Annotated in this window: 44 protein-coding genes and 2 pseudogenes; 40 read left to right on the top strand and 6 right to left on the bottom strand. The window is 42.5% G+C overall.

Annotated features, from left to right (window positions below):
• Positions 1-140: 140 nt before the first annotated feature.
• The 4 genes and pseudogenes from ACL9RM_RS24825 to ACL9RM_RS24810 all read right to left on the bottom strand — a co-directional run.
• Positions 141-593 carry a tyrosine-type recombinase/integrase gene (locus ACL9RM_RS24825; RefSeq protein ID WP_422759412.1) on the bottom strand — a complete coding sequence of 151 codons (453 nt, stop codon included), beginning with the start codon at positions 591-593 and terminating at the stop codon, positions 141-143.
• The gene (locus tag ACL9RM_RS24820; RefSeq protein WP_323873167.1) at positions 590-1,339 is read right to left on the bottom strand and encodes a tyrosine-type recombinase/integrase; all 750 of its coding nucleotides are present in this window, start codon (positions 1,337-1,339) and stop codon (positions 590-592) included. Before ACL9RM_RS24820 ends, ACL9RM_RS24825 begins: the two co-directional genes overlap by 4 nt.
• Before the next feature lie 19 nt (positions 1,340-1,358).
• A complete protein-coding gene (locus ACL9RM_RS24815; RefSeq protein ID WP_250268583.1) occupies positions 1,359-2,237 on the bottom strand; it encodes an ImmA/IrrE family metallo-endopeptidase in 879 nt (292 codons plus the stop codon).
• 255 nt (positions 2,238-2,492) lie between these two features.
• A pseudogene (locus ACL9RM_RS24810) lies at positions 2,493-2,729 on the bottom strand (helix-turn-helix domain-containing protein); the annotation flags it as partial.
• Between the two features lie 171 nt (positions 2,730-2,900).
• On the opposite strand from ACL9RM_RS24810, the gene ACL9RM_RS24805 reads away from it, so the two are divergent.
• The 33 genes from ACL9RM_RS24805 (at position 2,901) to ACL9RM_RS24645 (ending at position 17,095) form a co-directional block, all read left to right on the top strand.
• Positions 2,901-3,158, top strand: a complete 258-nt coding sequence (locus tag ACL9RM_RS24805; protein WP_250268934.1) for an XRE family transcriptional regulator — start codon at positions 2,901-2,903, stop codon at positions 3,156-3,158.
• Positions 3,134-3,469 (top strand): DUF771 domain-containing protein, encoded by a 336-nt coding sequence (locus ACL9RM_RS24800; protein ID WP_023990549.1) that lies wholly within the window; start codon positions 3,134-3,136, stop codon positions 3,467-3,469. The genes ACL9RM_RS24805 and ACL9RM_RS24800 overlap by 25 nt, the downstream gene beginning before the upstream one ends.
• On the top strand, positions 3,466-4,248 hold the full coding sequence (locus tag ACL9RM_RS24795) for a Rha family transcriptional regulator (RefSeq protein WP_250268582.1): 783 nt from the start codon (positions 3,466-3,468) through the stop codon (positions 4,246-4,248). The genes ACL9RM_RS24800 and ACL9RM_RS24795 overlap by 4 nt, the downstream gene beginning before the upstream one ends.
• Before the next feature lie 18 nt (positions 4,249-4,266).
• On the top strand, positions 4,267-4,533 hold the full coding sequence (locus ACL9RM_RS24790; protein WP_250268581.1) for a hypothetical protein: 267 nt from the start codon (positions 4,267-4,269) through the stop codon (positions 4,531-4,533).
• Between the two features lie 2 nt (positions 4,534-4,535).
• Complete coding sequence (locus tag ACL9RM_RS24785; RefSeq protein ID WP_323873166.1) at positions 4,536-4,670, top strand: hypothetical protein; 135 nt, start codon at positions 4,536-4,538, stop codon at positions 4,668-4,670.
• 29 nt (positions 4,671-4,699) lie between these two features.
• Positions 4,700-4,891, top strand: a complete 192-nt coding sequence (locus tag ACL9RM_RS24780) for a hypothetical protein (protein ID WP_250268580.1) — start codon at positions 4,700-4,702, stop codon at positions 4,889-4,891.
• Positions 4,892-5,200: 309 nt separating this feature from the next.
• Positions 5,201-5,419, top strand: coding sequence for a hypothetical protein (locus tag ACL9RM_RS24775; protein WP_250268579.1), 219 nt, complete (start codon positions 5,201-5,203; stop codon positions 5,417-5,419).
• 42 nt (positions 5,420-5,461) lie between these two features.
• Positions 5,462-6,274 (top strand): RecT family recombinase, encoded by an 813-nt coding sequence (locus tag ACL9RM_RS24770; protein WP_250268578.1) that lies wholly within the window; start codon positions 5,462-5,464, stop codon positions 6,272-6,274.
• A complete protein-coding gene (locus ACL9RM_RS24765) occupies positions 6,255-7,067 on the top strand; it encodes a PD-(D/E)XK nuclease-like domain-containing protein (protein ID WP_250268577.1) in 813 nt (270 codons plus the stop codon). Before ACL9RM_RS24770 ends, ACL9RM_RS24765 begins: the two co-directional genes overlap by 20 nt.
• Before the next feature lie 16 nt (positions 7,068-7,083).
• Positions 7,084-7,509, top strand: coding sequence for a single-stranded DNA-binding protein (gene ssb, locus ACL9RM_RS24760; protein WP_250268576.1), 426 nt, complete (start codon positions 7,084-7,086; stop codon positions 7,507-7,509).
• A gap of 18 nt (positions 7,510-7,527) precedes the next feature.
• A complete protein-coding gene (locus ACL9RM_RS24755; RefSeq protein ID WP_250268575.1) occupies positions 7,528-7,866 on the top strand; it encodes a hypothetical protein in 339 nt (112 codons plus the stop codon).
• On the top strand, positions 7,856-8,389 hold the full coding sequence (locus tag ACL9RM_RS24750; protein ID WP_250268574.1) for a hypothetical protein: 534 nt from the start codon (positions 7,856-7,858) through the stop codon (positions 8,387-8,389). The genes ACL9RM_RS24755 and ACL9RM_RS24750 overlap by 11 nt, the downstream gene beginning before the upstream one ends.
• Before the next feature lie 8 nt (positions 8,390-8,397).
• Positions 8,398-9,369 carry a DUF4373 domain-containing protein gene (locus ACL9RM_RS24745; protein WP_250268573.1) on the top strand — a complete coding sequence of 324 codons (972 nt, stop codon included), beginning with the start codon at positions 8,398-8,400 and terminating at the stop codon, positions 9,367-9,369.
• A 306-nt stretch (positions 9,370-9,675) separates the two neighbouring features.
• Complete coding sequence (locus ACL9RM_RS24740; RefSeq protein WP_414126593.1) at positions 9,676-10,152, top strand: ATP-binding protein; 477 nt, start codon at positions 9,676-9,678, stop codon at positions 10,150-10,152.
• Positions 10,153-10,179: 27 nt separating this feature from the next.
• Positions 10,180-10,581 (top strand): BC1872 family protein, encoded by a 402-nt coding sequence (locus ACL9RM_RS24735; RefSeq protein ID WP_414126592.1) that lies wholly within the window; start codon positions 10,180-10,182, stop codon positions 10,579-10,581.
• On the top strand, positions 10,578-10,736 hold the full coding sequence (locus tag ACL9RM_RS24730) for a hypothetical protein (protein ID WP_250268570.1): 159 nt from the start codon (positions 10,578-10,580) through the stop codon (positions 10,734-10,736). The genes ACL9RM_RS24735 and ACL9RM_RS24730 overlap by 4 nt, the downstream gene beginning before the upstream one ends.
• Positions 10,737-10,769: 33 nt before the next feature.
• Positions 10,770-10,892, top strand: coding sequence for a hypothetical protein (locus ACL9RM_RS24725; RefSeq protein WP_323873165.1), 123 nt, complete (start codon positions 10,770-10,772; stop codon positions 10,890-10,892).
• Positions 10,893-10,999: 107 nt separating this feature from the next.
• Positions 11,000-11,254 (top strand): hypothetical protein, encoded by a 255-nt coding sequence (locus tag ACL9RM_RS24720; protein WP_023987503.1) that lies wholly within the window; start codon positions 11,000-11,002, stop codon positions 11,252-11,254.
• A gap of 41 nt (positions 11,255-11,295) precedes the next feature.
• Entirely contained in the window at positions 11,296-11,673 is a 378-nt protein-coding gene (locus ACL9RM_RS24715; protein WP_250268569.1) for a RusA family crossover junction endodeoxyribonuclease, read from the top strand.
• A gap of 36 nt (positions 11,674-11,709) precedes the next feature.
• Positions 11,710-11,925, top strand: a complete 216-nt coding sequence (locus ACL9RM_RS24710; RefSeq protein WP_250268568.1) for a hypothetical protein — start codon at positions 11,710-11,712, stop codon at positions 11,923-11,925.
• Positions 11,926-11,985: 60 nt separating this feature from the next.
• The gene (locus ACL9RM_RS24705; RefSeq protein WP_250268567.1) at positions 11,986-12,555 is read left to right on the top strand and encodes a hypothetical protein; all 570 of its coding nucleotides are present in this window, start codon (positions 11,986-11,988) and stop codon (positions 12,553-12,555) included.
• Between the two features lie 191 nt (positions 12,556-12,746).
• Positions 12,747-12,881 (top strand): hypothetical protein, encoded by a 135-nt coding sequence (locus ACL9RM_RS24700; protein WP_323873164.1) that lies wholly within the window; start codon positions 12,747-12,749, stop codon positions 12,879-12,881.
• A gap of 42 nt (positions 12,882-12,923) precedes the next feature.
• On the top strand, positions 12,924-13,307 hold the full coding sequence (locus ACL9RM_RS24695; protein ID WP_250268566.1) for a TFIIB-type zinc ribbon-containing protein: 384 nt from the start codon (positions 12,924-12,926) through the stop codon (positions 13,305-13,307).
• Positions 13,308-13,366: 59 nt separating this feature from the next.
• Positions 13,367-13,552: a hypothetical protein gene (locus ACL9RM_RS24690; RefSeq protein ID WP_250268565.1), complete on the top strand. Its 186-nt coding sequence runs from the start codon at positions 13,367-13,369 to the stop codon at positions 13,550-13,552.
• Positions 13,545-13,907, top strand: coding sequence for a hypothetical protein (locus ACL9RM_RS24685; RefSeq protein WP_250268564.1), 363 nt, complete (start codon positions 13,545-13,547; stop codon positions 13,905-13,907). The genes ACL9RM_RS24690 and ACL9RM_RS24685 overlap by 8 nt, the downstream gene beginning before the upstream one ends.
• 47 nt (positions 13,908-13,954) lie before the next feature.
• Entirely contained in the window at positions 13,955-14,242 is a 288-nt protein-coding gene (locus ACL9RM_RS24680) for a hypothetical protein (protein WP_250268563.1), read from the top strand.
• 47 nt (positions 14,243-14,289) lie between these two features.
• Positions 14,290-14,826: a hypothetical protein gene (locus ACL9RM_RS24675; RefSeq protein ID WP_250268562.1), complete on the top strand. Its 537-nt coding sequence runs from the start codon at positions 14,290-14,292 to the stop codon at positions 14,824-14,826.
• On the top strand, positions 14,823-15,212 hold the full coding sequence (locus ACL9RM_RS24670) for a hypothetical protein (protein WP_414126590.1): 390 nt from the start codon (positions 14,823-14,825) through the stop codon (positions 15,210-15,212). Before ACL9RM_RS24675 ends, ACL9RM_RS24670 begins: the two co-directional genes overlap by 4 nt.
• 79 nt (positions 15,213-15,291) lie before the next feature.
• A complete protein-coding gene (locus ACL9RM_RS24665) occupies positions 15,292-15,426 on the top strand; it encodes a hypothetical protein (RefSeq protein ID WP_323873163.1) in 135 nt (44 codons plus the stop codon).
• Positions 15,416-15,628 (top strand): hypothetical protein, encoded by a 213-nt coding sequence (locus tag ACL9RM_RS24660; protein WP_250268560.1) that lies wholly within the window; start codon positions 15,416-15,418, stop codon positions 15,626-15,628. Before ACL9RM_RS24665 ends, ACL9RM_RS24660 begins: the two co-directional genes overlap by 11 nt.
• A gap of 111 nt (positions 15,629-15,739) precedes the next feature.
• Positions 15,740-16,024, top strand: a complete 285-nt coding sequence (locus ACL9RM_RS24655; RefSeq protein WP_422759411.1) for a hypothetical protein — start codon at positions 15,740-15,742, stop codon at positions 16,022-16,024.
• Positions 16,025-16,124: 100 nt separating this feature from the next.
• The gene (locus tag ACL9RM_RS24650; RefSeq protein ID WP_250268559.1) at positions 16,125-16,406 is read left to right on the top strand and encodes a hypothetical protein; all 282 of its coding nucleotides are present in this window, start codon (positions 16,125-16,127) and stop codon (positions 16,404-16,406) included.
• Positions 16,407-16,810: 404 nt separating this feature from the next.
• Positions 16,811-17,095: a hypothetical protein gene (locus tag ACL9RM_RS24645; RefSeq protein ID WP_250268558.1), complete on the top strand. Its 285-nt coding sequence runs from the start codon at positions 16,811-16,813 to the stop codon at positions 17,093-17,095.
• A gap of 78 nt (positions 17,096-17,173) precedes the next feature.
• Here the strand turns inward: ACL9RM_RS24645 and ACL9RM_RS24640 are convergent, their stop codons facing one another.
• On the bottom strand, positions 17,174-17,326 hold the full coding sequence (locus ACL9RM_RS24640; protein WP_250268557.1) for a hypothetical protein: 153 nt from the start codon (positions 17,324-17,326) through the stop codon (positions 17,174-17,176).
• 93 nt (positions 17,327-17,419) lie between these two features.
• Here ACL9RM_RS24640 and ACL9RM_RS24635 point away from each other — a divergent pair, with 93 nt between their 5' ends.
• Complete coding sequence (locus ACL9RM_RS24635) at positions 17,420-17,713, top strand: hypothetical protein (RefSeq protein WP_250268556.1); 294 nt, start codon at positions 17,420-17,422, stop codon at positions 17,711-17,713.
• A 162-nt stretch (positions 17,714-17,875) separates the two neighbouring features.
• On the top strand, positions 17,876-18,736 hold the full coding sequence (locus ACL9RM_RS24630) for a S1 family peptidase (protein ID WP_250268555.1): 861 nt from the start codon (positions 17,876-17,878) through the stop codon (positions 18,734-18,736).
• A 117-nt stretch (positions 18,737-18,853) separates the two neighbouring features.
• On the opposite strand, the gene ACL9RM_RS24625 is transcribed toward ACL9RM_RS24630, so the two are convergent.
• Positions 18,854-19,387, bottom strand: coding sequence for a hypothetical protein (locus ACL9RM_RS24625; protein WP_250268554.1), 534 nt, complete (start codon positions 19,385-19,387; stop codon positions 18,854-18,856).
• A 113-nt stretch (positions 19,388-19,500) separates the two neighbouring features.
• Here ACL9RM_RS24625 and terS point away from each other — a divergent pair, with 113 nt between their 5' ends.
• From terS to ACL9RM_RS24600, 5 genes and pseudogenes are all read left to right on the top strand, one after another.
• Positions 19,501-20,250 (top strand): phage terminase small subunit, encoded by a 750-nt coding sequence (gene terS, locus ACL9RM_RS24620; RefSeq protein ID WP_250268553.1) that lies wholly within the window; start codon positions 19,501-19,503, stop codon positions 20,248-20,250.
• Positions 20,247-21,482, top strand: a complete 1,236-nt coding sequence (locus tag ACL9RM_RS24615; RefSeq protein ID WP_250268552.1) for a PBSX family phage terminase large subunit — start codon at positions 20,247-20,249, stop codon at positions 21,480-21,482. Before terS ends, ACL9RM_RS24615 begins: the two co-directional genes overlap by 4 nt.
• Before the next feature lie 15 nt (positions 21,483-21,497).
• A pseudogene (locus tag ACL9RM_RS24610) lies at positions 21,498-22,962 on the top strand (phage portal protein).
• Complete coding sequence (locus ACL9RM_RS24605) at positions 22,959-24,656, top strand: minor capsid protein (protein WP_250268550.1); 1,698 nt, start codon at positions 22,959-22,961, stop codon at positions 24,654-24,656. The pseudogene ACL9RM_RS24610 and the gene ACL9RM_RS24605 overlap by 4 nt, the downstream one beginning before the upstream one ends.
• Complete coding sequence (locus ACL9RM_RS24600) at positions 24,610-24,759, top strand: hypothetical protein (RefSeq protein ID WP_250268549.1); 150 nt, start codon at positions 24,610-24,612, stop codon at positions 24,757-24,759. Before ACL9RM_RS24605 ends, ACL9RM_RS24600 begins: the two co-directional genes overlap by 47 nt.
• Positions 24,760-24,862 lie beyond the last annotated feature (103 nt).

Genomic DNA, 24,862 nt, shown 5'->3' with positions numbered 1-24,862 from the left:
TAAAAAATGCACCCCCTAGAAATTCATCGGATAAACCAGGGGTTTATTCCAATGTCTATTCTAAGGGGTGCACTTCATCACTGGTCAGGGGCTTTAATTTTGAGCTAGAAAGTGCCGTGACCATATTTTGACCATATTTATTATTCTTGATCATTCGTGACCACATCTGAACCAGCGATTGGAGGTTCAAACTCTATGAATTTTTCAAACCGATCAGCAGTTTTTTCTTTTACTGCTTTTGTTACATGTGTGTAAATGTTCATAGTCATTTTAATGTCCGAATGTCCAAGACGTTCCTGAACTTCTTTAATGCTGGCCCCAGCTTCAAATAAAAGGGATGCATGGGTATGTCTTAAGCCATGTACGGTTATTTTGTGTAATTTGTTAGAACGAATGATTTCATTTAGTTTGTCGTTTGGATAGGCCAAGCGAATTGGTGTTCCATCCTCACGTGTAAAAACCATTCTGTCATCGTTAAAACCTATTGGCTGCACAATGCCTCTGCTTTGCTCTGTACGGTGATTTTTTAGTAAGGCAAGGGTTGTATCATCTAAACTAAGAACACGTCTGGAGGCAGGCGTTTTGGAGGTCAAAGGCGTGAAAGTTTTTTATCAAAAAACAATGTCTTATCAAGATTAATTGTTTTTTCTCTAAAATCTATATCGTTCCAACGTAAGGCCAGAACTTCCCCTTTTCTCGCGCCAGTATAAATTAATAGGTGAAACATCAATTGATCACGATAGCTATATGCTTGCTTGGCTATTCCAAGGAATTTTTTGATTTCGTGTTTTTCCCAATAATTTCTCATTTTTTGTTCCCCCGCTAATTGATCACTTTCTTTTTTTGGTATGATGATGCCTACATCCATTGGATTGCTCTTGATTATTTCCATCAGGACTGCAAAATCGAAAACTTGATTGGCATACATCTTCATGTTTTCCACTGATTTAATATCTTCTGCAATTTTGTTAATCACATCTTGGCAATATGAACGGGTTATATCTTTTATTTTTATATTACCGAAGTGTGGAAGAATTTGACTTTTAAAACATGAGCGAACTGTTTTTCTGGTTGGAAGCTTAAATCTTTTATAATTGGTTTCATACCACTTCTCATAAACCTCTTCAAAAGTAATTGACTTATCTTGTATGATGAATTTACCGTCTTTTACCTCCTTTTCAGTTTGGGCTGCGTCAAATTTTGCTTCTGCTTTGGTTTTAAAACCACGTTTGGTAGACGATTTTTTCTTCCCTGTTACTGGGTTGATTTCGCCAGTGTAATACTTATACAGCCACATATTTCCTTCTTTCTTTGTTGTGTACTTCTGAAAGCTAGCCATAACCCTTTCCCTCCGTGATTCAATAAATTCTGCCCCGATTTATAACTTCTTCTAGGTCCTTCATTTGCAATAGTAAAGTTTTAGAGCCTGTGCCGTATCTGCGGACTATTCGGCCTAGCATGAGTTTTATATTTCCAGGTTCGAAATAAACAATGTCATGCTGAAGAATTTTCACCCCTTCAAAGTGCAATAATTCATCAATTTCGATCTGCTTAAAAGGACCATTCAAAGGTATTGGAAGTTCTCTTTTTTGAGTTAACGTAATTTCATCTAGATGGAATACCAATTGGGACGGACCCTCATAAGTAAAAGATGGATCGTAATAGGCATAAATTGTTGGTTCACAAATCTGCGGTATTTTTTTAGACATCACCCCTTTCGCAGTATTGGTCTGCTGTTCAATGCTTGTCCGTATTTGCCCTTCATAATTCCTTCGCATGATTTGATTCAATCTTTTTCTAGCCAGATAAATAGGGACCTCGAATATATCAGATAGATATAAAAGGGCATCGTTGTATAAGGCCGGAAGCTTGAGTCTAGAAAGCATAAAAAAAGGCATTGAAGCATAGAGGACGAATTGATCTGCATCTGCCTCTTGGAGCTCTATGAACGCCTTAGGCATTATTGTTTGATTGCCTGCGTGTCTAAGCAAATGGCTGACTTCGTGAAGAAACTCAATACGTTGTTCCTTCAAGGGCAAGCGATTATCCAAAAGTACGCTGCGTAATCCCGCTACTGATTCATACGCCTTGCTTTTTTGTGAAGATGGATAAATCCATATATTCAAAGCAGCAGTAATTTTTTCGATGGTTATATGTTGAGGTTCAGTAATACCATTCTTTAAATACATATTTTCTATAGAGTGTTCCAAGTATGTAGCTTCATAATGAGATATCATGGCAATTCTCCCGTAAACAAGAATATATGTTCGTATGTATGGGTAGGAGGAGACAGCCCGCTGGCTGAAACCGCGATTAATGGTATGAATTAATTATTCTCCTTGGCGATCTTTGGGCTTACGGTTTTTTTCTGTTTCCTGAATGAATTTCCAAAATTGCATTAACTCCCGTTTTCGTTCCTCTGGCGCTTCTAAATAATCCTTGAAAAATATCCCATGTTCAGGATTCTTAATAAATGCCTCAAATTCAGCTAATTCAGCTGCTTCCAAGGTCGAAATTTCTTCCTTACCTGACGCAAGTTTCTCAAGTTCATCTATTGTAATTCCGAGTCCCTTCGTAACCTTTAAAACATTATCAATTGCCGCTCCACCTACACCACGAGTTAACATTGACTGAAGCGTGGTTGATGGAATCCCTACTGACTCTGCGAAAGCTCGTCTACTGTATCCTTTTTCTTCGATCAATCGTGATATCACTTTGGCTCTTTCCACGTTAACCCTAACCCCCACGTTTCTTTATTGTACGATATTTCGTACATGACTATATATTACATTAAGACAATAATGTTGTAAATGAATTTTGTACGAAATTTAGTATGAAATTCATTTTGACTACTTGACCATGAACGAAATATCGTTCATGAGGAAGGGGGGCAGGCGATGCTGTACAGAAATCTTCGCTCAGAAATGAAAAAAAAAGGAGTAACAATTTCAGATATCTCTCGCGATCTAAAAATGAGACGAGGAACAGTGAGCGATAAAGTACATGGCAGATTCAGATTTTACTATGATGAGGCTCAAATGATTAAAAATAAGTTTTTCCCAGAATGCGAAATTGAATATCTGTTTTCAACAGAGATTGATTTCAAATCTAAAGTAGCAAAGGAGGAGGTAAAATGGTATCCCCAAATTTCAAAATAGTCATTGATCCTGAGTTTATTCGGGATCTAGCAGAAAAAGAGATAAAAAAATCGCTTGAGGGGTTTGGAAATGGATCTTGGTGGGATATGAAGCGATTAGAATTAGAAACCTGTCGCAAACGTGACTGGCTGTTGGAAAACATCTTACTTAATCCTAATTATAAAAGTGAAATGTCCGTTATCACCAATGGCTGTGATGGTGGACGTTGGATGATTCGAGGGCCAGAAATGAGTGCTTTCTTAGATAAGCACTTTCATTATTTGAATTGTCCCTCTCATAGAGGTGCCAGCAATAAAGGGGGAATAGCATGACTCAGTTGGTATTTATACACGAAGGACAAGCCGTAACAGACAGCTTGACCGTAGCTGAGGTGTTTGGTAAAGACCATGACCATGTAATGAGAGATATTCGCCAGCAACTTAACAAGCTTCAAGAGGCTGGGGAAGCTGAATGGGGTGTCTCCAACTTTGGGGAAACCCAGTATCAACATCATCAAAACAGACAATGGTACCCAAAATTCGAAATGACAGAAGACGCCTTTGCTATTGTCGCAATGTCATATACAACTCCAGAAGCTATGAAAATGAAAGTTAAGTTTTTAATCGAATTCAAGCGAATGCGAAACGAATTGACTATCAATACACAAGCATTATCGCCAGAATTGCAAATGTTTAATCATATGTTCCAGGCTGTTGCAAAAGTAGAGTTGGAAAACTCGCAACTAAAAAATGATGTGAACGCCGTAAAACAGCAACTTGATAACCAAGCCGAAATTTTGGCCCTGAACCCCACAGAATGGCGCAAGAAAGTCCGCTCCTTACTGAATAAAATAGCTCAGAAACGCGGCGGTCATGATGCTTACTCAGAAGTGAACAGCGAGAGCTACGAACTGCTTGAACAACGCGGGAACTGCAAACTGGGCATCCGGCAGGAAAACATCAAGAAGCGCATGGCTCTGGAAGGTGCCGCTAAATCGAAGATCAATGCAATTAGTAAGTTGGAAGCAATTGCTGAGGATTCGCGATTAACGGAAATCTATCTAGCTATTGTTAAGGAAATGGCAATCAAGTACAGCGTTAAGGTGGACTAATAAAAAGGAGTGATTAACTTGAATTTAACTAAACAAGAAAGTGAACTTATCCAATTTATCCGTACGTTAGATTTTGATGACATGTTGAACGTGTTAGACGGCATTAAAGCAGTAGCAGAAGACTTGTCTAATAAATCTGTGGTGTATGCAAACAACGGAATTGACAGAACCGCACAAGGATTTAAAAGCCAAGCAGAAAACATGGACAAGCTGGAACAGTTGCTAGGAGATGCAAATGAAGAATACCGTAAGGAAATCTATTCTGGATTAGAAGAAGGAGAATGAATATGAAGCGTAAATACTGCGGCGGTAAACGCATTGGCAACCTGTTGTATGTGAATGTCGGGGGAATATGGTTTGAAATAAACTACCTTATCCAAGCTGAACGTGAATGCGCTCGTTACGGAGCATATACAGTTTAATCCAAATCTATCAAAGGGAGTTGATAGGTATGTGGCGGTGGTGGCGTAAGAAACCTGCGGCAGTCACTAAGAACCTTACGGGGTTGAGTGTACTGACGGACGAGCATTTGGAATACTTGGGCCGATTGTATGAGCAGGAACCGGAATATGGCCTTATCAAAAATCGCATTACCTTTGGTCGTTATGTTGAGTTGTCTCAAAAGATTAAGTGGGAGGTTTGATATGGTGATCAGATGCGGATGCGGAGCTGAGGCAAAGTATCTGGTATACGAACATGAGGAACCACACTGCAAAGAATGCATGTTGGATGCTGTTGAGTGTAAAAATCAGGTCCTAGTGAGGGTGATAGACGATGCATATGCAAACTCGTTGCAAAGGAAGCAATAGCTACTCCGATCTACAGGCCTTGTTACAAGTTGGTGGACAAGCCATTGAGCAAGAAAACGGGAGCATTCAATTCAGGTTCAACAGTGATGTTGCTTATCGGGAGTATCGTCGGATTAGACGTGAGCACAAGGAGGGAATGAAACGTGAAAACGCCGTTAGAACAAGCTATCCGGGTTCTGGAGGAGCTTCAAGCCGAAACTGAAATACGTGGTAAATCGCTCAATAACATCGTAGAGCCATTGTTAATTTTTCGGGATGGTAAGTTGCAATATGTGCTCGAAGCGCTATATGACGTGCGTAATGCGTTAGAAAGTGAAACGACCCTGGCGGCAACCAGAGTCGAATCAGAAACATTTAAATAAACATTTGTGGTCACTATATCAAAATTTTAGGAGGCTGTAAAGATGTCAGACAAATTATTAGTCATTCACGACAACCTAAACAAAATGTTGGATGAAAAAAGCGAAGCAATGCCTACTAGCTTTAACAAGACAAGGTTTTTGCAAAACTGCATGGCTGTTTTACAAGATACCAAAGATATCGAACAATGTGACGCTAAAAGTGTAGCTAGAACGATGCTCAAGGGTGCGTTCTTGGGATTAGATTTCTTCAACAAGGAATGCTATGCGATCCCTTATAACGAGAATTTAGGTACTAAAGACAAGCCTAGATGGATTAAAAGTCTACAATTCCAAACGGATTATAAAGGCGAAAAGAAGCTTGCTAAGAAATACAGCACACGCAAAGTCAAGGATATTTACGCAAAGTTGGTGCGTGAAGGTGATGCTTTCAGCGAGGAAATCGAAGGCGGACAACCAACGATTAATTTTAAACCACTGCCATTTAACGATGGAGTTATTAGAGGTGCGTTTGCTGTTGCGCTCTTTGAAGATGGTGGAATGATTTATGAAACCATGTCATTAAAAGAAATCGAGAAAACAAGGGACGATTACTCTAAACAGTCAACTGGTAAGGCTTGGACAAAAAGCCCCGGGGAAATGTACAAAAAGACTGTTTTACGCAGGCTATGCAAGAATATCGAACTTGATTTTGACACCATCGAACAGGCGCAGGCTTTTGAGGATTCAAGCGATTTTGATATGAACAAGGAACCAAAGCCGCAGCAACAAAGTCCATTGAATCCTAACGCAACTATTATTGATGCGGAGTATGAGGAAATCAAAGAGGTACCAGCCGATGGACCTGAACAAGAGTAATTATTTCAGCCCAGAAGCGGACCGGCATTATATGTCTGTCAGCCAGTTCAAAAGCTTTCTACCAGCTTATGGAGGGTGTGAGGCGGCAGCTATGGCTAAGATCAGTGGGGAGTATGTACCCACGCCATTAATAGCCTTTATGGAAGGACATTATGTGCATGCTTGGAATGAGGGGGCTCTTGAACAATTCAAAGAGGATAACCCTCAAATGTATAGCAGCCAAGGTAAGACCAAAGGTGAATTGAAATCTAATTTCCGTCATTGCGACAAGCTGATTGAAGTTCTTCAGAACGATCCGCTAGTCATGAAGGCTTTGGCTGGACGGAAAGAAGTTATTATGACTGCTGAGATGTTTGGGATTCCATGGAAGGTGATGCTGGACAGCTATCAGCCTGTTACGGGGATATTCGCCGACTTAAAAGTGCTGGCAGATATCGACGGCAAGTGGTGGAACAAGGACGCAGGGGTATATGAGAACTTCCTACAACATTACGGATATACCATTCAAATGTCTGTATACGCTGAGGTTGAAAAGCGTTTTACAGGCCGGAAAGATTGGCTACTACCGCATATGGTGGTCGTGACCAAGCAGAATCCGCCGGACCATGAAATCATCTACTTTGACTATGACATTATCGAGCAGAGTCTTTCTATAGTGAAAAACAACATTGAGCGCGTGAAGGAAGTCAAGTCAGGTCAGACTGAGCCTGTTCGATGTGAGCGGTGCGAATACTGCCGTAAGACCAAGAAAATCGACCGGATTAAGCATTTTTCAGAATTGAACCTATATTAAGAAAAGAGGAACCACATTGTTAAACCGAGTGATTTTGATCGGCCGTTTGACTAAAGAACCTGAATTGCGATATACGCCGAGCGGGGTAGCGACATGCTCCTTCACTCTTGCTGTAGACCGTCCATTTACGAGTCAAGGCGGCGAAAGAGAAGCGGATTTCTTGCCGATCGTAACTTGGCGGCAGCTTGCCGAGACGTGCGCTAATTATCTGAAAAAAGGGCGCCTAACCGCTGTAGAAGGTCGGGTTCAAGTAAGGAACTATGAAAACAACGAGGGAAAACGTGTTTACGTCACTGAAATTGTGGCTGATAACGTCCGGTTCCTTGAATCAAGCAAGAATGATAGTGGAGACAGACAGCAGCCTTCAACCAGAAACAACAATGATCCTTTTTCTGACGATGGCAAACCGATTTATATAGCAGACGAAGATCTTCCTTTTTAGAGATTGGAGGCATGCAGCATGATACAGTACGGATTTCATCCAGCGCCTAAACCAGCCAAGAGCAAACGTGTGAAGCTCACTCAGCGTCAAAAGGGAGATATCAGCCAACAGGTAGATAAGCAGCTTAAAGCGCGGTCACATGGCCTCTGTGAGCTTTGTGACAACGCACTGGCTACTGAACGGGCTCACTTGATCGGACGTAAGCACATTAACCATAAAACGAGAGTAACGGACTTATTACATTTATGTACGGCATGCCACGACTGGCTTGATGAAACTCCAGAGGGGATACGGGCGCGGAGAGCGATGGCGATGCTGGCTAAATCTAGCGAGAGGGGAAACGAAAATGAAGAATAACGGGATTAACATCAAAGGTCTGTGCAAGCAGATCAAGGACGATAAAAAGAAAATTATCTGGTCACTGAAAGACGGTGTCCATTCAATTACGAATCGAAACTGGATGATCAGTTTTGAAGAAGTTCCTAGAGAAGTGCGATTGGTTTTATTGTCGATATTCGGAGGATTTCCAGAGGAGGGATACCTCCTACAAAAGACTCCATTTAGCGATGAACCACAAAGGAGTGTCGCGGTAGAACCAATATCATTGAACAGAGAAATGGCGAAGCAGGCTATTAGAACGGATTTTCTTCATACAAGTAGTGGACTTGACAATCTGCGAGTTTTCAAAGCTGGTGAGGGTTTTGTCTATATCAAAGAGCGGTTTTTGCAAGCGATTGACCCCAACTTCGGTTTCACAAACATGAACTCATTTGGCGAAATGGCCCCTATGGTTTTCGAAGATTTGAATTATATTGTGCTCCCTGTTCGGATTGGTAAAGAAAAGGATTTATTGACCCTCAAGGAACTAACTAACGAGTAGGTGGTGAAATGAAAGAGGCATATTACTTCTCTCATGACAGTAACGCCCGTCACGATCCTAAGATTACCGCCATGCGCGGTGTCTATGGATCGGAAGGGTACGGGTGGTACTGGATTCTAGTAGAAATGATGAGGGAATCAGACGGATACAAATTGGATATGCGTTCGAAATACGCTTACTATGCGTTCGCATCACAAATGCAATGCGATTCTGATACGGCGCATAAATTCATACAAGATTGCATCACTGAATTTGACCTTTTTGCAGCAGATGAAACGCACTTTTGGAGTGCATCATTGCTTCGAAGGATGGAGAAAAAAGAAGAAAAATCTGAAAAAGCCAGAAAAGCAGCCGAGGCACGATGGGGCAAAAAAACCGCGTCAGATAAGGGTTCTTCGGAAGATGTCGGAAATGATGAATGCGATTTGGATGCGAACGCATATGCGGACGAATCAAAAAACGATGCCTTAAAGGAAAGTAAAGGAAAGGAAAGTAAAAGAAATAAAAATGATTTAAAAGATATGTTCTCTAATGAATTTGAAACATTCTGGAATGAGTACCCTCGAAAGATTGGTAAAAAGGAATGCTATAAAAAATGGTTGCAGGTTATCAAGAAAGAATCTCCTGAACTCATAATCCAATGTGCTATTAACTACAGACTGCAATGTGATCGTCTTAAAACAGAAACTCAGTTTATCAAGCATCCTAAAAGCTTTTTAAACGAGGATAGATACAAAGATTACCTGGAAGGAGGTTTAGCAGTTGGACATCAACAATCTCAACCTTTCAACGGAGGACAAGCAGCTTCTTCAAAACGTGATGCAAACGGTCAAGCACAAGCCAGCCAGGACAGTTGGTCGTTCACCGATAGGAGAAGCAATCAACAAGATCGGCAAGAAGGAGAACGGCGAGGATTACCGGGAGATTCCCACGGATCCACGGGCACCGGTTCGAAGTACGACATGTTTGTTCGCAGATGATGAATACGAGGGCGTGTACTGCTGCATCAAGTGTCGACAGCAGATTAAAAGAACCTATTTCCCGCCTAAGAAACAATGGGGCCTTAATCGAGCGTGTAAATGCGTACAGGAAGAAAGTGAAAAGGCACAGCTAGAAAGTGACCGAAGGCACCGCAGAGGGCAAATGGAACGTGTATTTGCGAGAAGCATCATGAACGAGGAACTTAAACGAGCGTCCTTTGAAAGTTTCCAGCCACGTACAGGCACAGAACAGGTGCATAGAGCGGCATTAGACTTTATAGATACTACGAGACCAGAGAGACCGGATTGTTGTTCTACGGGGACCCTGGGAACGGAAAAAGCCATTTGATGGCGGCTATACACCATGAGTTGAATCGGCAAGGGTATGTCTGCTTGTTTTTGGACGTGCCGCAGCTCATGAAGCTAGCAAAAACAGCTACTAGATTTGACTCAAAAGTAACACTGACAGATGTAATCAATGGTGCTGTATCGTGCGATTTGTTGACGCTGGATGAATTAGGAGCTGGGGATTTGCTGGCGGATGAATATAAGGACGTACTGTTTCCTATTCTTAACGGCAGACAAGGGAAAAAGACTAATATTACATCCAATCTTGACTTAGACGAATTGGAGCAATGGCTATTTAAAGATAAGTGGGGGAACGTCATTGATAAGAAAGGCCGACTATTTGACCGCATTTTGAAAAGTATGGATATCTATCACAATAGCGGGTCGTCAAAACGACGTGAAGACGCTATGAAACGCATACAGCAAGACTCATAGTCCAATAAGAAGGGAAGAAGATACCCTATGACCAGGGATGAAGTAATAGCTAAATGGAATAGTATGCAACTGAGGGAACGAGATGCTTGGGTGGCCGAGAAAGTTATGGGGCTTGAATTGAGTGATAACATGCTTGCAGCATACCCAAAATACAGACTTCCAGATTACCCTGACTACTTTAGGGATGTACCTAACTACTCCACTGACATTGCTGCAGCATGGGAAGTAATAGACAAATTGAGCAAGACGCATTTTACAGAGGTAGCTATGACTCAATTGGACGACGGTTCATGGGGATGGATGGCTAGGTTTATTTTGGCAGAAGGTGAACCTTATTGGGTGAAAGGGTATAGGATGACGGCTACAACTGTACAAGAAGCCATCTGTTTAGCAGCTCTAATAGCTCAAGGAGAGGGGATAGAGGAATGAAAAAGGAGATAGAAAAAATCATTGAAGACCTGAAGCAGGAACGGGAAGAGTACGGCGAACGAATCGTATCCTTATCCCATGCCTATGACAGTGCGCTAGAAAAGCTTTGTAATTTGGTTGGACAAGAGTTTGTAGCTTACGAGGATAGCTATTAATACAGCCCCTAAAGGGCAAGGAGAGGATACCCCATGAATCCAATAGACCCCTATGACCTAATGGACAAAGACTGGGACGAATTCATACGTAAAGGATTAGCAGAGTTAGAGTGGGAGAAAGCACAGGAGGATGAGGACGAACGTGAGACCGTTTGAAAGCATGACCAATTCTGAACTGGTCATTGCAGCTTATGACTAAACTAAAGATTATGACTATCGAATACTTGCACATGAAGAAATCTACCAGAGGGCAGGTGTAACGGATGGCACGAGAAGAATACAACAAGCTGAAAAACAAGCGTAGGAGCATTTATCTGGCGTGTGAAGAAATGGACTTTACATGGGATCAGCACCAAGTACAACAATTTGACGAAATGTGGTCATCGGGAATTAGTTTGCAGCAAATCGGGGAAGAACTTGGGCGTGATCCAGACGAAGTAATGATGTTAGCAGTAGACCGTATAAAAAAACGCTGCATAGGTAAGCGCCCGGGTGGGGCATTGGGGGCGATGGCATGATTACTTTCGTGATAAACGAACCTCCTATGGGAGCTGTCCGGATGACACAACGAAGCAAATGGACAAGCAAGAGCGCTCAAAGGTATCTGTCTTACAAACAAATGATCGGACTTGTAGCACGGAAACAGTTCTCAGAGCCGCTAGAAGGGCCCGTAGCGGTCGAAATAGGATTCAGATACCCGTTTCCTAAGTCGTGGACAAAAAAACGCTTGAGAGAGGCGCTAGAGTCCCAAGAACTGCCAACAATCAAACCTGATATTGATAACTGTGTAAAAGGTATATTCGATGCCTTAAATAAGATAGCTTGGAAGGACGATTCTCAGGTAGTCGCGCTGGTAACGCGCAAGTATTATTCTGACCATCCAGAGATTGAGGTAAAGGTGTGGCAGATCGGTGAGGAAACGCAAGAAATAATATAAATAATTCATATAACAACGAACAAAGGAGTATTAAAGATGGATAACAAGACTCTTAAATATATCCCTGGCTATTACCCATATCGAATCGACGAAGACGGAAAAGTATTTGCTTCGCACCCACGGACAGGCTTCCCGGTGCTGGTGAAGGAGAGCAATCACATGGTGAACGTTCATTATGGAGGGCAGAAAAAGAGAGTAAAGGTCGCTGAATTATACCGTAGAGCATTTAACAAGCTGCTTCCAGAGGATTAAATCTATAGCCCCATAGGGGATAAGAAGGAGGCTTAGCCCTCCATAAGGGGGAGAGACACAATGATACGCATACACAGCTTTAGCGGTGGTGTAGGCAGCATGACGGCAGCCGCTAGGGATGCGGAGGCAAATGGTATTGATGGCATGATCCTGCTGTTTACGGACACGCTGATCGAAGACCGGGACCTTTATAGATTTATGATCGAGTCAGCGGCTTTCATATACGATTTGCCGAAACCAGTTGATCTTATTGATAAATGTGACAGCATTCCAGATGTGGGCGATGTACCAATTGATCATCGACGGGAATATCTGTTGGACTTGGCTGGAGAGGCCATGAAACGGATTCCTGCGCTTCACTGGATACAGGATGGACGAGATCCGTGGAAGGTATTTTATGATCGAAAGTGGATTGGTAACAGCCGGGTGGCACAATGCAGCGAGGAGTTAAAGCAGAAGCTTTCGCGGAACTGGGTCAAGGCCCGGTACGAGCCGCATGAGGCACTAATCTACGTGGGAATTGATTGGACAGAGTCACATCGTGTGCCAGCCATAGAGCGCGGTTGGAGTCCATACCGAGTCATAGCGCCCATGAAGAGCAGCCCTACTTGTACAAAACAGATATGTTGAATGACCTTAAACTTTACGGGATCAAGGCTCCGCGACTATATGAGATGGGATTCGCACACAACAACTGCGGTGGCTTCTGCGTTCGGGGTGGACAAAGTCATTTTATAAATCTTCTAAAAAATAATAGGCCGCTGTATTTATATCACGAGTCAAAAGAGTTGGAGATGCAAGCTTATTTAGGCCGGACGGACGTGACTATCCTAACCAGGACAGTAAAAGGTGTAGAGCACACTCTAACCTTACGAGAGCTGCGAGAAGAGTGGGAAGCAGGCTTAGGATTGCAAATTGATCTGCTGGATATAGGTGGCTGCGGCTGCTATGTCTAACACTATTCTAGGGGCATCCCCTATACCAAAGGAGAGATATACATGTGGCAAATAAGAAAATACGATATGAAGCATTTTTGGGACGAAAACTATAAATTGATGGAGCTTATAAAGGAGGTTCCCGAAGAACCCGAGACAGACTGTATTCTTGAGATTGATGGAAAAAATTATCGTTGGTGTGCTGTCAGTCATAAAGAAAGGGTTTATGGAGTGAAGGAAATCACCTTGAATCAAGATCCGGAAGAAGAAGCATATGGAGATTTCAAATGTCCTTATTGTGGGTCTGTTGACGATGATGCTTGGGAACGTCCAGACGATGGAACTGTTGAGTGTGGTTCTTGCGGATCGAAGATTGAATATGAGAGAAATGTGGAGGTCACATATACAGTTACACCTGTGAAGATGGCAAAGATCGTAAGGCTTTAACGTGTGGGAGAGGCATAACAGCCTCTTACCCTATACCCCTATATAAGGAGCGATAAGCGATGAGTATTCGTCCAAAAAGAGATGATCGTGTAACAGTGTATGGAAAATCTGGTGTAGTCGTTGACATTGAGAAGATTTACACGAAAATGTACTACTCCATCAAGCTGGATCATAACGGAAAAACCCAAAAATTCCGGGGAGAGGAATTGAAATACGAAAAGGTGGGAGGCGGTAAAAGTGATTGAACGGACAGGTGTGGATTTAGGCCTAACCACTCTATTAAATCGAGCAAAGCAGGAAATAGCCAGTCTCCAGCAGCAGGCGGACGAAAATGGCATGGTTACCGCTCTACTGGAAGCTGACCTATTGGCCACCAAAAAGGAGCTGGCTGAGAGGGACCGGACATTAGCCCGGATATCTGCTGACCTAGATACATCAGTTTCAAGTCAATTAAACATGACAGACAAAGCATACAGATATCAAAAGGCGCTGGAAGAAGCCAAAACAGCCATACAGAAGGACTTAGCACTTGCTAACGGTAAGGATGAACAGGCGTTATTATCGGCGTTTAATCATATCAACAAGGCATTAGGGGAGTAACCACCAATACAATACGCTCCTGGTTGAGCGTTGGAAGGATGATAGATATGGGTGATATTTTAGACAATCTGGCTTTTCAGCCAGGTGACAAAGTAAAGCTTACCGATTGGCATGAATTTTCGTGGTATTGGGATGGGATAGATATGGACGAACATCATACAGTAACGTTGGCGCCTGGAACGATACTTGAAATTTATTCATCTGGACAAACCGGACTCACTCCACCGTTTTACACTTTTGAAATGTCACATCCACAGCATGGAGATATATCCATTGATTTTGATGCAACAGAGGCTATGGAGATTTTTGAGTTGCACGAAAAAGCCGAGGATTAAACCAATACAGGGTGTAGGACCTACACCCACTAAGGGAGGATATATAGATGTTCGAATATTTGAAGAAGAATCCATCTCCATTGTGGGAGCTTGAACAAAAGGAAAGATTTGAACAGGAACTTAAAGAAGACAAATGGGACATGAGCAATCCACGTAATAATCACTTGCTCATGTTGGCGCAAGAGAAAGCAGAAGTGGAAAGGATGCGCAAGGAAATAGAGGTAAGTCGTACCCCAAGACCGCTAGACGAATGGCATGAGGATTATGGAGCTGTACTATGGTGGGAATTCCCGATTGTGGAACCTCCATATTGCGGTACTCCGTTGGATGCAGACTGGCCCGATTACCATGCGCATTGGACACCAATAACCATACCCGTGACGACAGATAAACCACGTTATTTTCAGTGTCACAAATGTTTTAAATATAGTACTGCTGCAGAGTGGAATGAAAAGACAGAAAATACTTTAAGACGCATCATAATTCACATAGAAGCTAAGTGTCTAGGCTTGGAATATATTTGTCCAAAATGTGGGGCTGAGCAAGAGGGTGACGATATTACCGAATGGGAGGAACAACAATGACAGATAAATCACGATATTTCCAATGTGTTGAATGTTTTAAATATTTCACTGCTGCTGAGTGGGATGAAGAGACAGAAAACACTTTAGGACGCGACATAGTTCCCATAGAGTTAAAGGAAACGGGCTTGGAGTATGTTTGTCCGGAATGTGGAACTGGGCAAGATGGGGACGACATTACCGAATGGGAAGGAACAACAATGGCAGCCAGAAAAGAAAAAAGTCGAGCGGATGATTCAGAAAAACGACTATATTTTTTGGAAATCGAAAATGAAATATTGAAAAACAATATAAAGGTACTCGTCGAAACTCAAAAGGAATCTGAATCCCTTATACAACAAAAGGACCGGGAGATATACATCTCAAGAAATCAATTGAGGCACTACTGATGCATAGGGGGATGGATCAGGTTCACGATGAACCAGACCTAACGCATGTGCAGCCTGAACACGCGTCAGGAGACACCCCATGATAAGAGCCTATACCACTATATTAGCAGCTGTACTGTTGTTTATAGGTGTAGTGCAAGTAGATAGGTATATGTTGATTGATCATATCGAGCCGAACACATTGAGCGAAGGAAGGATTTTGGATGTCAGATAACAACGGCATGGTAACTGCTAAGAGTTTTTGGGTTTGGACCAAGAAAGCAGAGATAAAGAACCCTGCTCATTCGCGTGAAGGAGATCCGATCCATGAAAGATATCTCTATGAGGCTCCTAAGTTTATGTTGGATGATGGATTAATACAGGACTCGGCAGATTCGCCGCGTGAAGGGCAGACAAGTATATTCGATTTTATGTAAAAAAGTACAATGGGAGGGCTATGGATGGAGGCGATGCAGATGGAATTATTCCCGACAGCAAACAGGTCAGACATGCAGGCAACCCGGAGCCTTTTGAATCGGTACACCAGGATGCGTAAAACCGTTGATAGCCTGTCCGCCAGGAATGCAATAGGTGAGAAAGAACGGCTGGTTATGGAGGAATACAGACGGAAGACAGAGGCTGTAGAAATGGCTGTGAGCCTTATAATGGATGACAATGTTCGACGAGTAATGGAGTTTCGGTTCATACGTGGGAATACTCGTTGGGGCACCGTAAGCCGTTTCAGCAGCATAACAGACCGATCAGTTGACAGGCGAATTGTGCGAGGGGTAGAATCCGTTGCAGAGACTTTGAAATTGATTGGAGTTATATAGGCGTTAATTATATCAAGAATGATGTCATTTCAGTGAATCTGATGTTATCAACAGCAATCCTTGTACTACAATCCATTAGGATAAGTTAGGAGAGATAATCATGGTTAATGAGACGAAGTATTGTAAGGTTGAAGTGGAAGAGGAACTTGATCTTGATACGTACAGACCAGTAATCCAACGTATTTTGATTAAGGAGACAAATGAAGAGGAAATAAGATTTGCATACTATAACATTGATAAGGACGGTAAACAGAAATTTCAAAAAAGTCCTCTAGATCTTAAAGAAGAAGACATGATTAGCTTAATAGAAAAAGGAGCTAAGAAGGGTATCTTTAGCCAAGAAGGATTACTAAGATTGAAGCAGATTTTCTCGACTATATAATATCAAGGATTAGAATTTATGCGTCTGTAATACGTCTGTAGCGAGTCCGCACTGTGTCTGTGGTTAGGGATTAAAGTGGGAACATAGGGTTAATACCCGGGTGTTCCTGCTAACCCGACCATTGCAGGACTCGTCCATACTGAATCAGCGTTGAAGCCAATTGCGGAACAGAGCGCAAAGGTGGAGCTGTAGCACAAGTAGCATGTAGATGTTGCGGTGGTATGGAAGCGGGGAAGGAATAGGTTAGAATCCTTTCCAGGCGCTCCGCCCGGGCGCGGTAGAAATACGGGCAACAAATAAAATAATCACTCATGACCTTCATGGTAGAAAGTATTGAGTGAAAAGAAGACGAAAAGCGACGGGAAACCGCCGTTTTTTTGCGTTTAAAAAAGGGAGGAAACAACATGCCAGCAGAAGCAAGCGCAGTACGAAATGGTGGATTCGGTTATTTGGACAAAAACGGTATCTTCCATATCGAATCTACAGAGGCAGCAGCTAAAAAGGAAAGTAAGACAGGTAAAGTGGTTAGCTATAGCGGACCTACTACTTATGGTTATCCTGCTGTACCACGTAATGACGGAGAGTATGACCAATTAGCTATTACGTTACATGCAGACGGTTCATTGACCGAACATGACGGTATTGCTATTCCGGCTCATATTGCCAAGGTAGTTCGAGAACTACAGTAGCATTATCCCCGGAGTTGATCCGGGGGTTTACAGCACCTGAAGGAATGCATGCGGTTCGAGTCCGCAAGGTGCTATTAATTAGTGACCATATGTTTGATCAAACCATTGTGCGAAGTTGTTCACCTTTGCTGGCGTTTCTTTTAAAGCATTGAAGACGGAAACACCAAGAGAAGCAGCTAGTATCACTCCCATAATTAGACCTATAGTTATATATTTTGTTTTTTTGGTCACTCAATACACCTCCTTTTGTACTAATACTTTCGGCGCGAAAAAAGGAATATCCTTCCTTAGTGTCGAATTGTTGTGTCGAAAGGAGGTAGAGCAATGGCAGATTGGAAAAAAGAAATCTCGGATTCATTCGCTGCAATTGATGCTCGAAGAATTGAAATACACAAACCGCTGTATTCTCTTTTGGAAGAGTTAAAAAGAGAAAATAGCATTCGCGAAGCATCCTTCGATCTCATAAGTGAGCATCCGCTGGCTTGGAATGTAATCATCAATGGTAAGGCAGTTCAGATTGTAGAATCAGAAGTAACATTTTTTCAAAACCCGCAAGATGAATCGTCTAAAGATGTAACCGAAGCATTGAAGGAATTGCTTGTTAAAAAGTTTACTTGATTCACCTAAGCGCCCTAACCGGTGCTTTTTTTGTTGTGACACAACAGGTAAATAGGCGGTTCGATTTCGCTGTGTGTCTTACAAGAGAAGAAAAATAAATAGTTCATCTAACCCTGCTCTTTCGTGCTATATTTTATATAAAAAATATAAAGGGTGGTATGTATGTCCTCTTCCTCTGGATTATCAATTTCAGAACAATTAATGTATAGCACTGTTAGGATAGAAAGCATAGATATTCTTGGAAACACCAGTACAGGAACAGGTTTTTATTATCGCATGTTGGATAATGGGCAAACCTATGTTGTTGTAATAGTGACTAATAAACATGTTGTTAGAGGCGGCGTAAAAGGAAAATTCAACATAAATGTATCTTCTGAGAAGGGGAAGTTCTCTGGTATCGAGCAAGAAACCTTCATTTTCGATAATTTTGAAAGTATGTGGATTCCACATCCTGATCCTGACGTGGATTTGTGTATAATGCCGTTTGTTCCAATTGTTAATGAGGCGGCAACAAGGGGAGTCGAATTAGCTTATATCACACTTGATGAAAAATTGATTTATTCAGATGCGCAATTAAATGAACTGACTGCTATCGAGGATATCGTCATGATAGGTTATCCAAATGGGCTCTGGGATAGAGTTAATAATCATCCTATAATCAGAAGAGGTATAACTGCTACACATCCTGGGTTTGATTACAATGGAAAAGAAGAGTTTTTAATAGACGCTGCGTGTTTCCCGGGTTCAAGTGGTTCTCCAGTCTTATTATTAAACCAAGGTAATTATGTTAATAAATCTGGTGCAATGATCATTGGTAAGAGCAGAATAGCTTTGTTGGGAGTGTTGTATGCCGGGCCACAACATACAACAACTGGGGAGGTCAGAGTTGTCGATGTACCAACTAGACAGCAAGCGATTTCGTTGTCGACCATACCTAATAATTTAGGGATTATAATAAAAGCGAAGAAGTTAATTGATTTTGAACCAATACTGACAAAATTATTAGAAAAACACAGAAACTAAACATAACAAAAAACAACGCTAGCGAAGGGGCGTTGTTTTTTGTGCACTGAAAAGCTGAAATAAAGCTGAGAGGTGACAGCTAAGTAGGATACACGGGGCTATTTGTTACGGGAAGTGTTAACTAGATTCCTTTTTCTTCTTAGCCAATACATCATCAATAATCAATAGGTGATCAGTAAGTGGGTTGAGGATGAATGTTTCACAAGTATAGAAAATAAAAATAATAAAGCAGATGACTAATGCGAGAGCTACAAGCATATCTGCCGAAAATAAAAGATCAAGGTTATCGCTGCCTTTTTTAAAGTAAAGCGAAGATATTGCTATACCGACTGAAACTATAGGTAAAACACCTGAAGTAAAGTATTTTGTCAACTGACTTTTGAAACTAAACCTTTGTTGCCTGATGGAAATCTCTAATTTTAAATTCTCTAATGATTGGGGGTCATAATTATTATAGTACTCAACAAAAGTATTTGTTTTTTTCTCTAACTGATAACTAAATTCGTCGTGTACTGAGGACTTATATCTTTTCAGTGGTTTTAGAAGATGCCTTTTCACCCATAGATATTGTAGGAACTCAGAAACACATATTGTTACAAACATAACAATGAAAATAACAGCCAAGAAGATTAACAGGATAAGATCAATCATATTTCCAACTCCTATGTATAATGTGCGTTACATTAGAAATTATCGGCTTATTTTCAAATTAATTTATACCAAAACCAACTCAAATAACCTGTCGGGGGTGGTGAAATGTAGTCATGGATTGGTCAGCAATCAGAGAAGAGTATGAAACAACGGATATTTCCTTAACCGACCTAGCTGATAAACATGGTATCAAGTATCCGACCATCAAGAGTCGAAAACAGCGGCAAGGTTGGGACAAAGATGCATCCGAATCCATAAAAGATGCGTCCAACGTTAAAGATGCATCCCAAAAAAGACGCGGCCCGCCCAAGGGTAGCAGAAACGCAGCGGGGCATGGTGCTCCCAAAGGTAACAAGAATGCAGTGGGCAATAAAGGTGGCCCAGGTGGTCCTTATGGGAACGACAAAGCTGTGACGCATGGGTTCTTTCGAAAATACTTCCCGCCCCGCACGATTGAGATCATGGAGCACATAGCAGAACGCGAACCCATTGATCTAATATGGGACAGCATCATGATTCATTACACAGCGATTATAGCCGCCCAGCCGATTATGTACGTTGAGGATAAGGAAGATGTAACAAAGGTATTAACCGAATCTGCTGATAATGCTTTTGGCGGATCTGAGAAATGGGAATACCAGCACGCTTGGGATAAACATGCTGCTTTCATGAATGCACAGAGCCGCGCTATGACCACGCTACAAGGGCTCATTAAACGGTATGAGGAAATGTGCAGGCTTGGTTATGCCGATGAAGAACAGCAGCTACGCATCAAGAAACTTAAGGGTGAAGTTGAGAAGATCAGCGGAGAAGAAAAGAAGCAACCTATACACATCACAGTTGATTATGGTGATGGGTCATGACCGCCGTAACCGTATCGTTCAATCCGAATTTCAAGGAAATGAACTTCACTCGAAAGCGTTACAGAGTATTCAAAGGTTCTGCTGGTTCTGGCAAGTCTGTAAACGTGGCTCAAGACTTCGTTATCAAACTGTCAGATTCGCGATATAAGGGTGCTAACCTTCTTTGTATCCGTAAGGTCAATGACACTAACCGGAACAGCACATACGCAGAGTTACAGGCCGCGATCAATCGCATCTATGGCGACCAAGTGGATGATTATTGGGATATGCCGCAATCGAGGTTGAGTATTAAACATAAGGTTACTGGCAATGAAGTCATTTTCCGTGGTGTTAACGATGCCAGGGACCGGGAAAAGCTAAAATCAATCAACTTTGCTCATGGTAAGCTGACTTGGATATGGGTTGAGGAAGCCACGGAGCTCCAAGAATCAGACATTGATATACTCGATGACCGGTTACGGGGTATATTGGATAACCCGAATCTGTACTATCAGATGACGTTCACATTTAACCCGGTTTCCGCCACTCACTGGATCAAGGGAAAATACTTTGACACTGAGCACGAGGATATCATAACGAACCATAGCACGTACCTGATGAACCGTTTCATTGACGATGCTTACCACCGTCGTATGATGCTCCGTAAAGAACGGGACCCAGACGGATATAAGATTTATGGTCTTGGTGAATGGGGCGAATTAGGGGGGACAATCTTGTCTAACTATACAGTGCATGATTTTGATACATCGTTCGCCATGTTCGATAGTATGACATTCGGGCAGGACTTTGGTTTCAATCATGCGAACGCGATTCTCACTGTCGGATTCAAAGATGGTGAGATTTTTATTTGCAACGAAATATACGTACATGAGAAAGATACGGGCGAAATCATAGCCTTAGCTGACGGGAAGTTGGATAAGCGGATACCAATGTATTGCGATTCTGCCGAGCCTGACCGCATCAAGACTTGGCGTAATGCAGGGTACAAGGCTAGCGCCGTAGTCAAGGAACCGGGTAGCGTAAACGCTCAAATTGACTGGCTCAAGAAACATAAGATACACATCCATCCATGCTGCTCGAACACGATTAAGGAAATGCAACAGTGGAAATGGAAACATGATCCTAAGACAAACACATATACGGATGAACCGGTCAACTTTTTTGACGATGCAATGGCTGCTCTTCGTTATGCCGTAGAGGGAATGCGTAAAGGCCCTACGTTTGAGTTTTAGAGGAAGGAGGACACTATGACATTAGCAGAAGAAATAATGTACAACCTCGATAAGAATGCTCCTATGACCAACCGTGAGATAGCGCAGCAAGAGGTAAATGACTTCAAACTCACACAACGTTATCAATGGATGCTAACGGGGGAAGCTTACTACCGTAACCAAACAGAGATACTTAAACACAAACGATATATCATCGGAGAGGGTGGCGCCCAAGTCGAAGCCAAGAACCTGGCTAACAATAAGTTGGTTCACGGATTCGTTCGGAAGTTAGTTGACCAAAAGACCGGGTATTTATTATCTAAGCCTATCAGCATACAAACAGATGGCCCGGACGAATATAAAAAACAATTAGATAGTTTCTTTGGCAAACCATTCTTGCGTCAACTCAAGAATCTTGGGAAAAACGCTATTAATAAAGGTATCGGCTGGCTGCAAGTCTACTATTCCCAAAAAGGTGAGTTGAGCTTTAAGGTGATTCCGTCAGAACAGTGTGTACCGCTGTGGAAAGATGGTGCCCATACGGAGCTAGACAAAATGATCCGATTCTATCCGATGGAAGTCTATGAGGCCAAGACGAAAAAGACTATTCATATTGTAGAGCTATGGGATACTGACGGTGTGATGAAGTGGGTACAGGATACTACAATTAGCCCCGATCTTATGCTTTACGAGGAATTAAAAGAGCATTTCACGGCGCAAACGAAGAACGGGCAGGAGAAATTGAACTGGGAGCGCGTACCGTTCGTCCCATTTAAGTATAATGACGAAGAAATGCCGCTGGTTGAGATTCTAAAAACACTATTACGACAAGCGTATGAGTGAGAACGCCAATAACCTCGAAGATCTACCAAACAGTATCTACGTTATTAAAAATTATGACGGCACAGATGTGGGAGAAATGCGCCGGAATATGTCTCAGTTACGTGTGATAAAGGTAAGGGATCCGGGCGGTGTAGATACGCTCAGTCTTGACATTGATACAGAAGCGTTTGTTAATCACGTAACTATGCTACGAAAGGCGATATATGAGTTTGGCCGTGGTATGGATACTCAATCGGAAGACTTTAAAGGGGACAAATCAGGACAAGCCATAAAGTTCGCCTATAATGACCTTGATATGGATGCAAACACCATAGAGACGGAGTTTCAAGCTTCTATGGAACAGCTTTTGTGGTTTGTAGACCAGCATCTTGCCAACACGACAGGCAATGACTATTCAAAATATGAAGTTGATTTCATATTTAATCGAGATGTCCTCATTAACGAAACAGAAGCGATAACAAATGCTAAGAACAGCGTGGGGATTGAATCTATGGAAACGATTGTCGCCAATCACCCTTGGACAACTAACACACAGGAAGAAATGGAAAGAAAAAAAGAGGAAGAGTCAGAGCCAGTCAGAGAAGGTTTAGACCAGCCTTACGGTGGCACGGGCGGTAATCCGCCTGAGACAGTGCCAAAACAGGATGAACAATCATGAAGTCCGAGGAATACTGGTCTAAGCGCATGGACGCCCTGAATGAGGCACAGCTAAGCAAGGGTGATGCTTACGTCAAGAAGATGGAACTGGAGTATGCCAAGGCTAACGCATCCATACAAAAGGATATTGACGTGTTCTACCAGCGGTTTGCGAAAAACAACGAGATCAGCCTAGCGGAAGCGCGGCAAGTACTCAAAGCTGGGGAGCTCAAAGAGTTTAAATGGACTGTTGAGGATTATATCAAGGCAGGCCGTGAAAACGCAGTTGACCAACGCTGGATGAAAGAGTTAGAGAATGCATCCATAAGAGTGCGTATGACTCGCTTAGAGGCTCTACAGATGCAGATGCGCCAACATGTCGAAGTTCTAACCGGAAAGCGTCAGGCAGGCGCTAAAGAGCTAATGGGCGACATATACAAGGATGGGTACTATCATTCTGTATTCGAGCTCCATAAAGGCACAGGGCTGGGCGCCACCTTCTCCAAGCTCGACAAGCGGCAGATTGAAGCGGTCATAAGTAAGCCGTGGGCGGCAGACGGTTCGAACTTCTCTGCGCGGATCTGGAAAGACCGCGACAAGTTGGTGCATGAGCTTCAAACCGTGCTGACTCAAGGGATGATACGCGGCGATACACCGGACAAAATGATTAATGCGCTATCTGACCGCATGGGAGTATCCCGATCAGCTGCAGCACGCATCATTCAAACGGAATCGGCCTACTTTGCAGGACAGTCCCGTATGGATGCCTATAAGGAACTGGGCATAGAACAGTACAAGTTTACGGCTACCCTGGATAAACGTACATCAAGTATCTGCAGGCACATGGATGGAGAGGTATTTGCTGTGTCTGAGGCTGAGGTGGGAGTTACTTACCCGCCGCTGCATGCTTATTGTCGTTCTACTACAATTCCTTATTACGAGGACAATATTCAAGAACGCATTTCACGGGATGAGGAAGGCAAGAACCAGGCAGTGCCAGGTGACATGACTTATTCCGAATGGGAAAAGGAATATGTTAAGCCGAACACGCCTAGTGAACCTGCAGAAAGCAATACATCTGAGCCAGAGGTTGAAGAGCCTGGGGGAAGTTTTAACAGGAAGTACAATCCAAAAGCTTCTTACCATGTTGATCTACCTAATGTGTCTGAACCGGTATTAGAAAAGTTAGCTGAGGTTAACCGTAGTCTTGCCCGGGAAGGTCACAAGGCAGGCAAAGAAATCATGGTTATTATGGACCAGACAGCAGGTAAGAAAATCGGCAGAGCTGATGGTGTCATAAATAAGGTTACATTCACGCCTGAGATACACGATTCGCTTATCAAAGCACCGCCAAATAGTGTCATCCTGACTCACAACCACCCGAGAGGGACAAGGGTAAACGTTAAGGATATACGCAACATGGCGATTTATCCCGCTATATCTAGCCTGCTTGCAGTCGGGCATGATGGCGGAGTAAGTGGAGTATCATCTAATGGCAAATCATCCGATCTGCTTGTATTTAATAATGTGCTGGAGTCCACTGCTATGACCGCTCTTGAGCAGTTACAAAGCAGCGAGAACTATGCTACAATGTCAGAAACAGCCAAGAATGAGTATATGGATTACCTATGGCTACAGTTAATAATCAAAGAATTGGGGTGGACGTATCATGAAGACTTCCAAGCAGCCAAAGCGGACTATCGGTTTAATCGATGATACACCGCTGAAGCTAGACTTTACTAAAACGCCTGAAGAAATAGCTGCTGACATGCTAAGGCAAGTCAAAGAGCCGTTTGAAAAACAAAATGGTAAGGATTAAAGCCTGATTGCACATTTAGATGCAGCAGGCTTTTTATTTTGCCCTGCCATACGGCTATAAACTGGGTATTGCCCTCTTTAAAGGTTCGGGGCTGACTGAACGT

Origin of the sequence: Paenibacillus sp. S29 (assembly GCF_049319765.1) — a bacterium.
Classification (GTDB): domain Bacteria; phylum Bacillota; class Bacilli; order Paenibacillales; family Paenibacillaceae; genus Paenibacillus; species Paenibacillus polymyxa_B.
This window is presented reverse-complemented; position numbering and strand designations above follow the sequence as displayed.

Bases quoted from the DNA above. Each gene is read 5' to 3' on its own strand.
- ACL9RM_RS24695 (WP_250268566.1), top strand. From the start codon at position 12,924: ATGTGGCAAATAAGAAAATACGATATGAAGCATTTTTGGGACGAAAAC.
- ACL9RM_RS24690 (WP_250268565.1), top strand. From the start codon at position 13,367: ATGAGTATTCGTCCAAAAAGAGATGATCGTGTAACAGTGTATGGAAAA.
- ACL9RM_RS24660 (WP_250268560.1), top strand. From the start codon at position 15,416: ATGTCAGATAACAACGGCATGGTAACTGCTAAGAGTTTTTGGGTTTGG.
- ACL9RM_RS24795 (WP_250268582.1), top strand. From the start codon at position 3,466: ATGACTCAGTTGGTATTTATACACGAAGGACAAGCCGTAACAGACAGC.
- ACL9RM_RS24785 (WP_323873166.1), top strand. From the start codon at position 4,536: ATGAAGCGTAAATACTGCGGCGGTAAACGCATTGGCAACCTGTTGTAT.
- ACL9RM_RS24765 (WP_250268577.1), top strand. From the start codon at position 6,255: ATGGACCTGAACAAGAGTAATTATTTCAGCCCAGAAGCGGACCGGCAT.
- ACL9RM_RS24800 (WP_023990549.1), top strand. From the start codon at position 3,134: ATGGTATCCCCAAATTTCAAAATAGTCATTGATCCTGAGTTTATTCGG.
- ACL9RM_RS24630 (WP_250268555.1), top strand. From the start codon at position 17,876: ATGTCCTCTTCCTCTGGATTATCAATTTCAGAACAATTAATGTATAGC.
- ACL9RM_RS24645 (WP_250268558.1), top strand. From the start codon at position 16,811: ATGCCAGCAGAAGCAAGCGCAGTACGAAATGGTGGATTCGGTTATTTG.
- ACL9RM_RS24730 (WP_250268570.1), top strand. From the start codon at position 10,578: ATGAAAAAGGAGATAGAAAAAATCATTGAAGACCTGAAGCAGGAACGG.
- ACL9RM_RS24615 (WP_250268552.1), top strand. From the start codon at position 20,247: ATGACCGCCGTAACCGTATCGTTCAATCCGAATTTCAAGGAAATGAAC.
- ACL9RM_RS24820 (WP_323873167.1), bottom strand. From the start codon at position 1,339: ATGGCTAGCTTTCAGAAGTACACAACAAAGAAAGAAGGAAATATGTGG.
- ACL9RM_RS24755 (WP_250268575.1), top strand. From the start codon at position 7,528: ATGATACAGTACGGATTTCATCCAGCGCCTAAACCAGCCAAGAGCAAA.
- ACL9RM_RS24745 (WP_250268573.1), top strand. From the start codon at position 8,398: ATGAAAGAGGCATATTACTTCTCTCATGACAGTAACGCCCGTCACGAT.
- ACL9RM_RS24675 (WP_250268562.1), top strand. From the start codon at position 14,290: ATGTTCGAATATTTGAAGAAGAATCCATCTCCATTGTGGGAGCTTGAA.
- ACL9RM_RS24635 (WP_250268556.1), top strand. From the start codon at position 17,420: ATGGCAGATTGGAAAAAAGAAATCTCGGATTCATTCGCTGCAATTGAT.
- ACL9RM_RS24600 (WP_250268549.1), top strand. From the start codon at position 24,610: ATGAAGACTTCCAAGCAGCCAAAGCGGACTATCGGTTTAATCGATGAT.
- ACL9RM_RS24665 (WP_323873163.1), top strand. From the start codon at position 15,292: ATGATAAGAGCCTATACCACTATATTAGCAGCTGTACTGTTGTTTATA.
- terS (WP_250268553.1), top strand. From the start codon at position 19,501: ATGGATTGGTCAGCAATCAGAGAAGAGTATGAAACAACGGATATTTCC.
- ACL9RM_RS24735 (WP_414126592.1), top strand. From the start codon at position 10,180: ATGACCAGGGATGAAGTAATAGCTAAATGGAATAGTATGCAACTGAGG.
- ACL9RM_RS24750 (WP_250268574.1), top strand. From the start codon at position 7,856: ATGAAGAATAACGGGATTAACATCAAAGGTCTGTGCAAGCAGATCAAG.
- ACL9RM_RS24605 (WP_250268550.1), top strand. From the start codon at position 22,959: ATGAAGTCCGAGGAATACTGGTCTAAGCGCATGGACGCCCTGAATGAG.
- ACL9RM_RS24670 (WP_414126590.1), top strand. From the start codon at position 14,823: ATGACAGATAAATCACGATATTTCCAATGTGTTGAATGTTTTAAATAT.
- ACL9RM_RS24710 (WP_250268568.1), top strand. From the start codon at position 11,710: ATGGATAACAAGACTCTTAAATATATCCCTGGCTATTACCCATATCGA.
- ACL9RM_RS24815 (WP_250268583.1), bottom strand. From the start codon at position 2,237: ATGATATCTCATTATGAAGCTACATACTTGGAACACTCTATAGAAAAT.
- ACL9RM_RS24770 (WP_250268578.1), top strand. From the start codon at position 5,462: ATGTCAGACAAATTATTAGTCATTCACGACAACCTAAACAAAATGTTG.
- ACL9RM_RS24650 (WP_250268559.1), top strand. From the start codon at position 16,125: ATGGTTAATGAGACGAAGTATTGTAAGGTTGAAGTGGAAGAGGAACTT.
- ACL9RM_RS24705 (WP_250268567.1), top strand. From the start codon at position 11,986: ATGATACGCATACACAGCTTTAGCGGTGGTGTAGGCAGCATGACGGCA.
- ACL9RM_RS24680 (WP_250268563.1), top strand. From the start codon at position 13,955: ATGGGTGATATTTTAGACAATCTGGCTTTTCAGCCAGGTGACAAAGTA.
- ACL9RM_RS24720 (WP_023987503.1), top strand. From the start codon at position 11,000: ATGGCACGAGAAGAATACAACAAGCTGAAAAACAAGCGTAGGAGCATT.
- ACL9RM_RS24715 (WP_250268569.1), top strand. From the start codon at position 11,296: ATGACACAACGAAGCAAATGGACAAGCAAGAGCGCTCAAAGGTATCTG.
- ACL9RM_RS24625 (WP_250268554.1), bottom strand. From the start codon at position 19,387: ATGATTGATCTTATCCTGTTAATCTTCTTGGCTGTTATTTTCATTGTT.
- ACL9RM_RS24655 (WP_422759411.1), top strand. From the start codon at position 15,740: ATGCGTAAAACCGTTGATAGCCTGTCCGCCAGGAATGCAATAGGTGAG.
- ACL9RM_RS24725 (WP_323873165.1), top strand. From the start codon at position 10,770: ATGAATCCAATAGACCCCTATGACCTAATGGACAAAGACTGGGACGAA.
- ACL9RM_RS24780 (WP_250268580.1), top strand. From the start codon at position 4,700: ATGTGGCGGTGGTGGCGTAAGAAACCTGCGGCAGTCACTAAGAACCTT.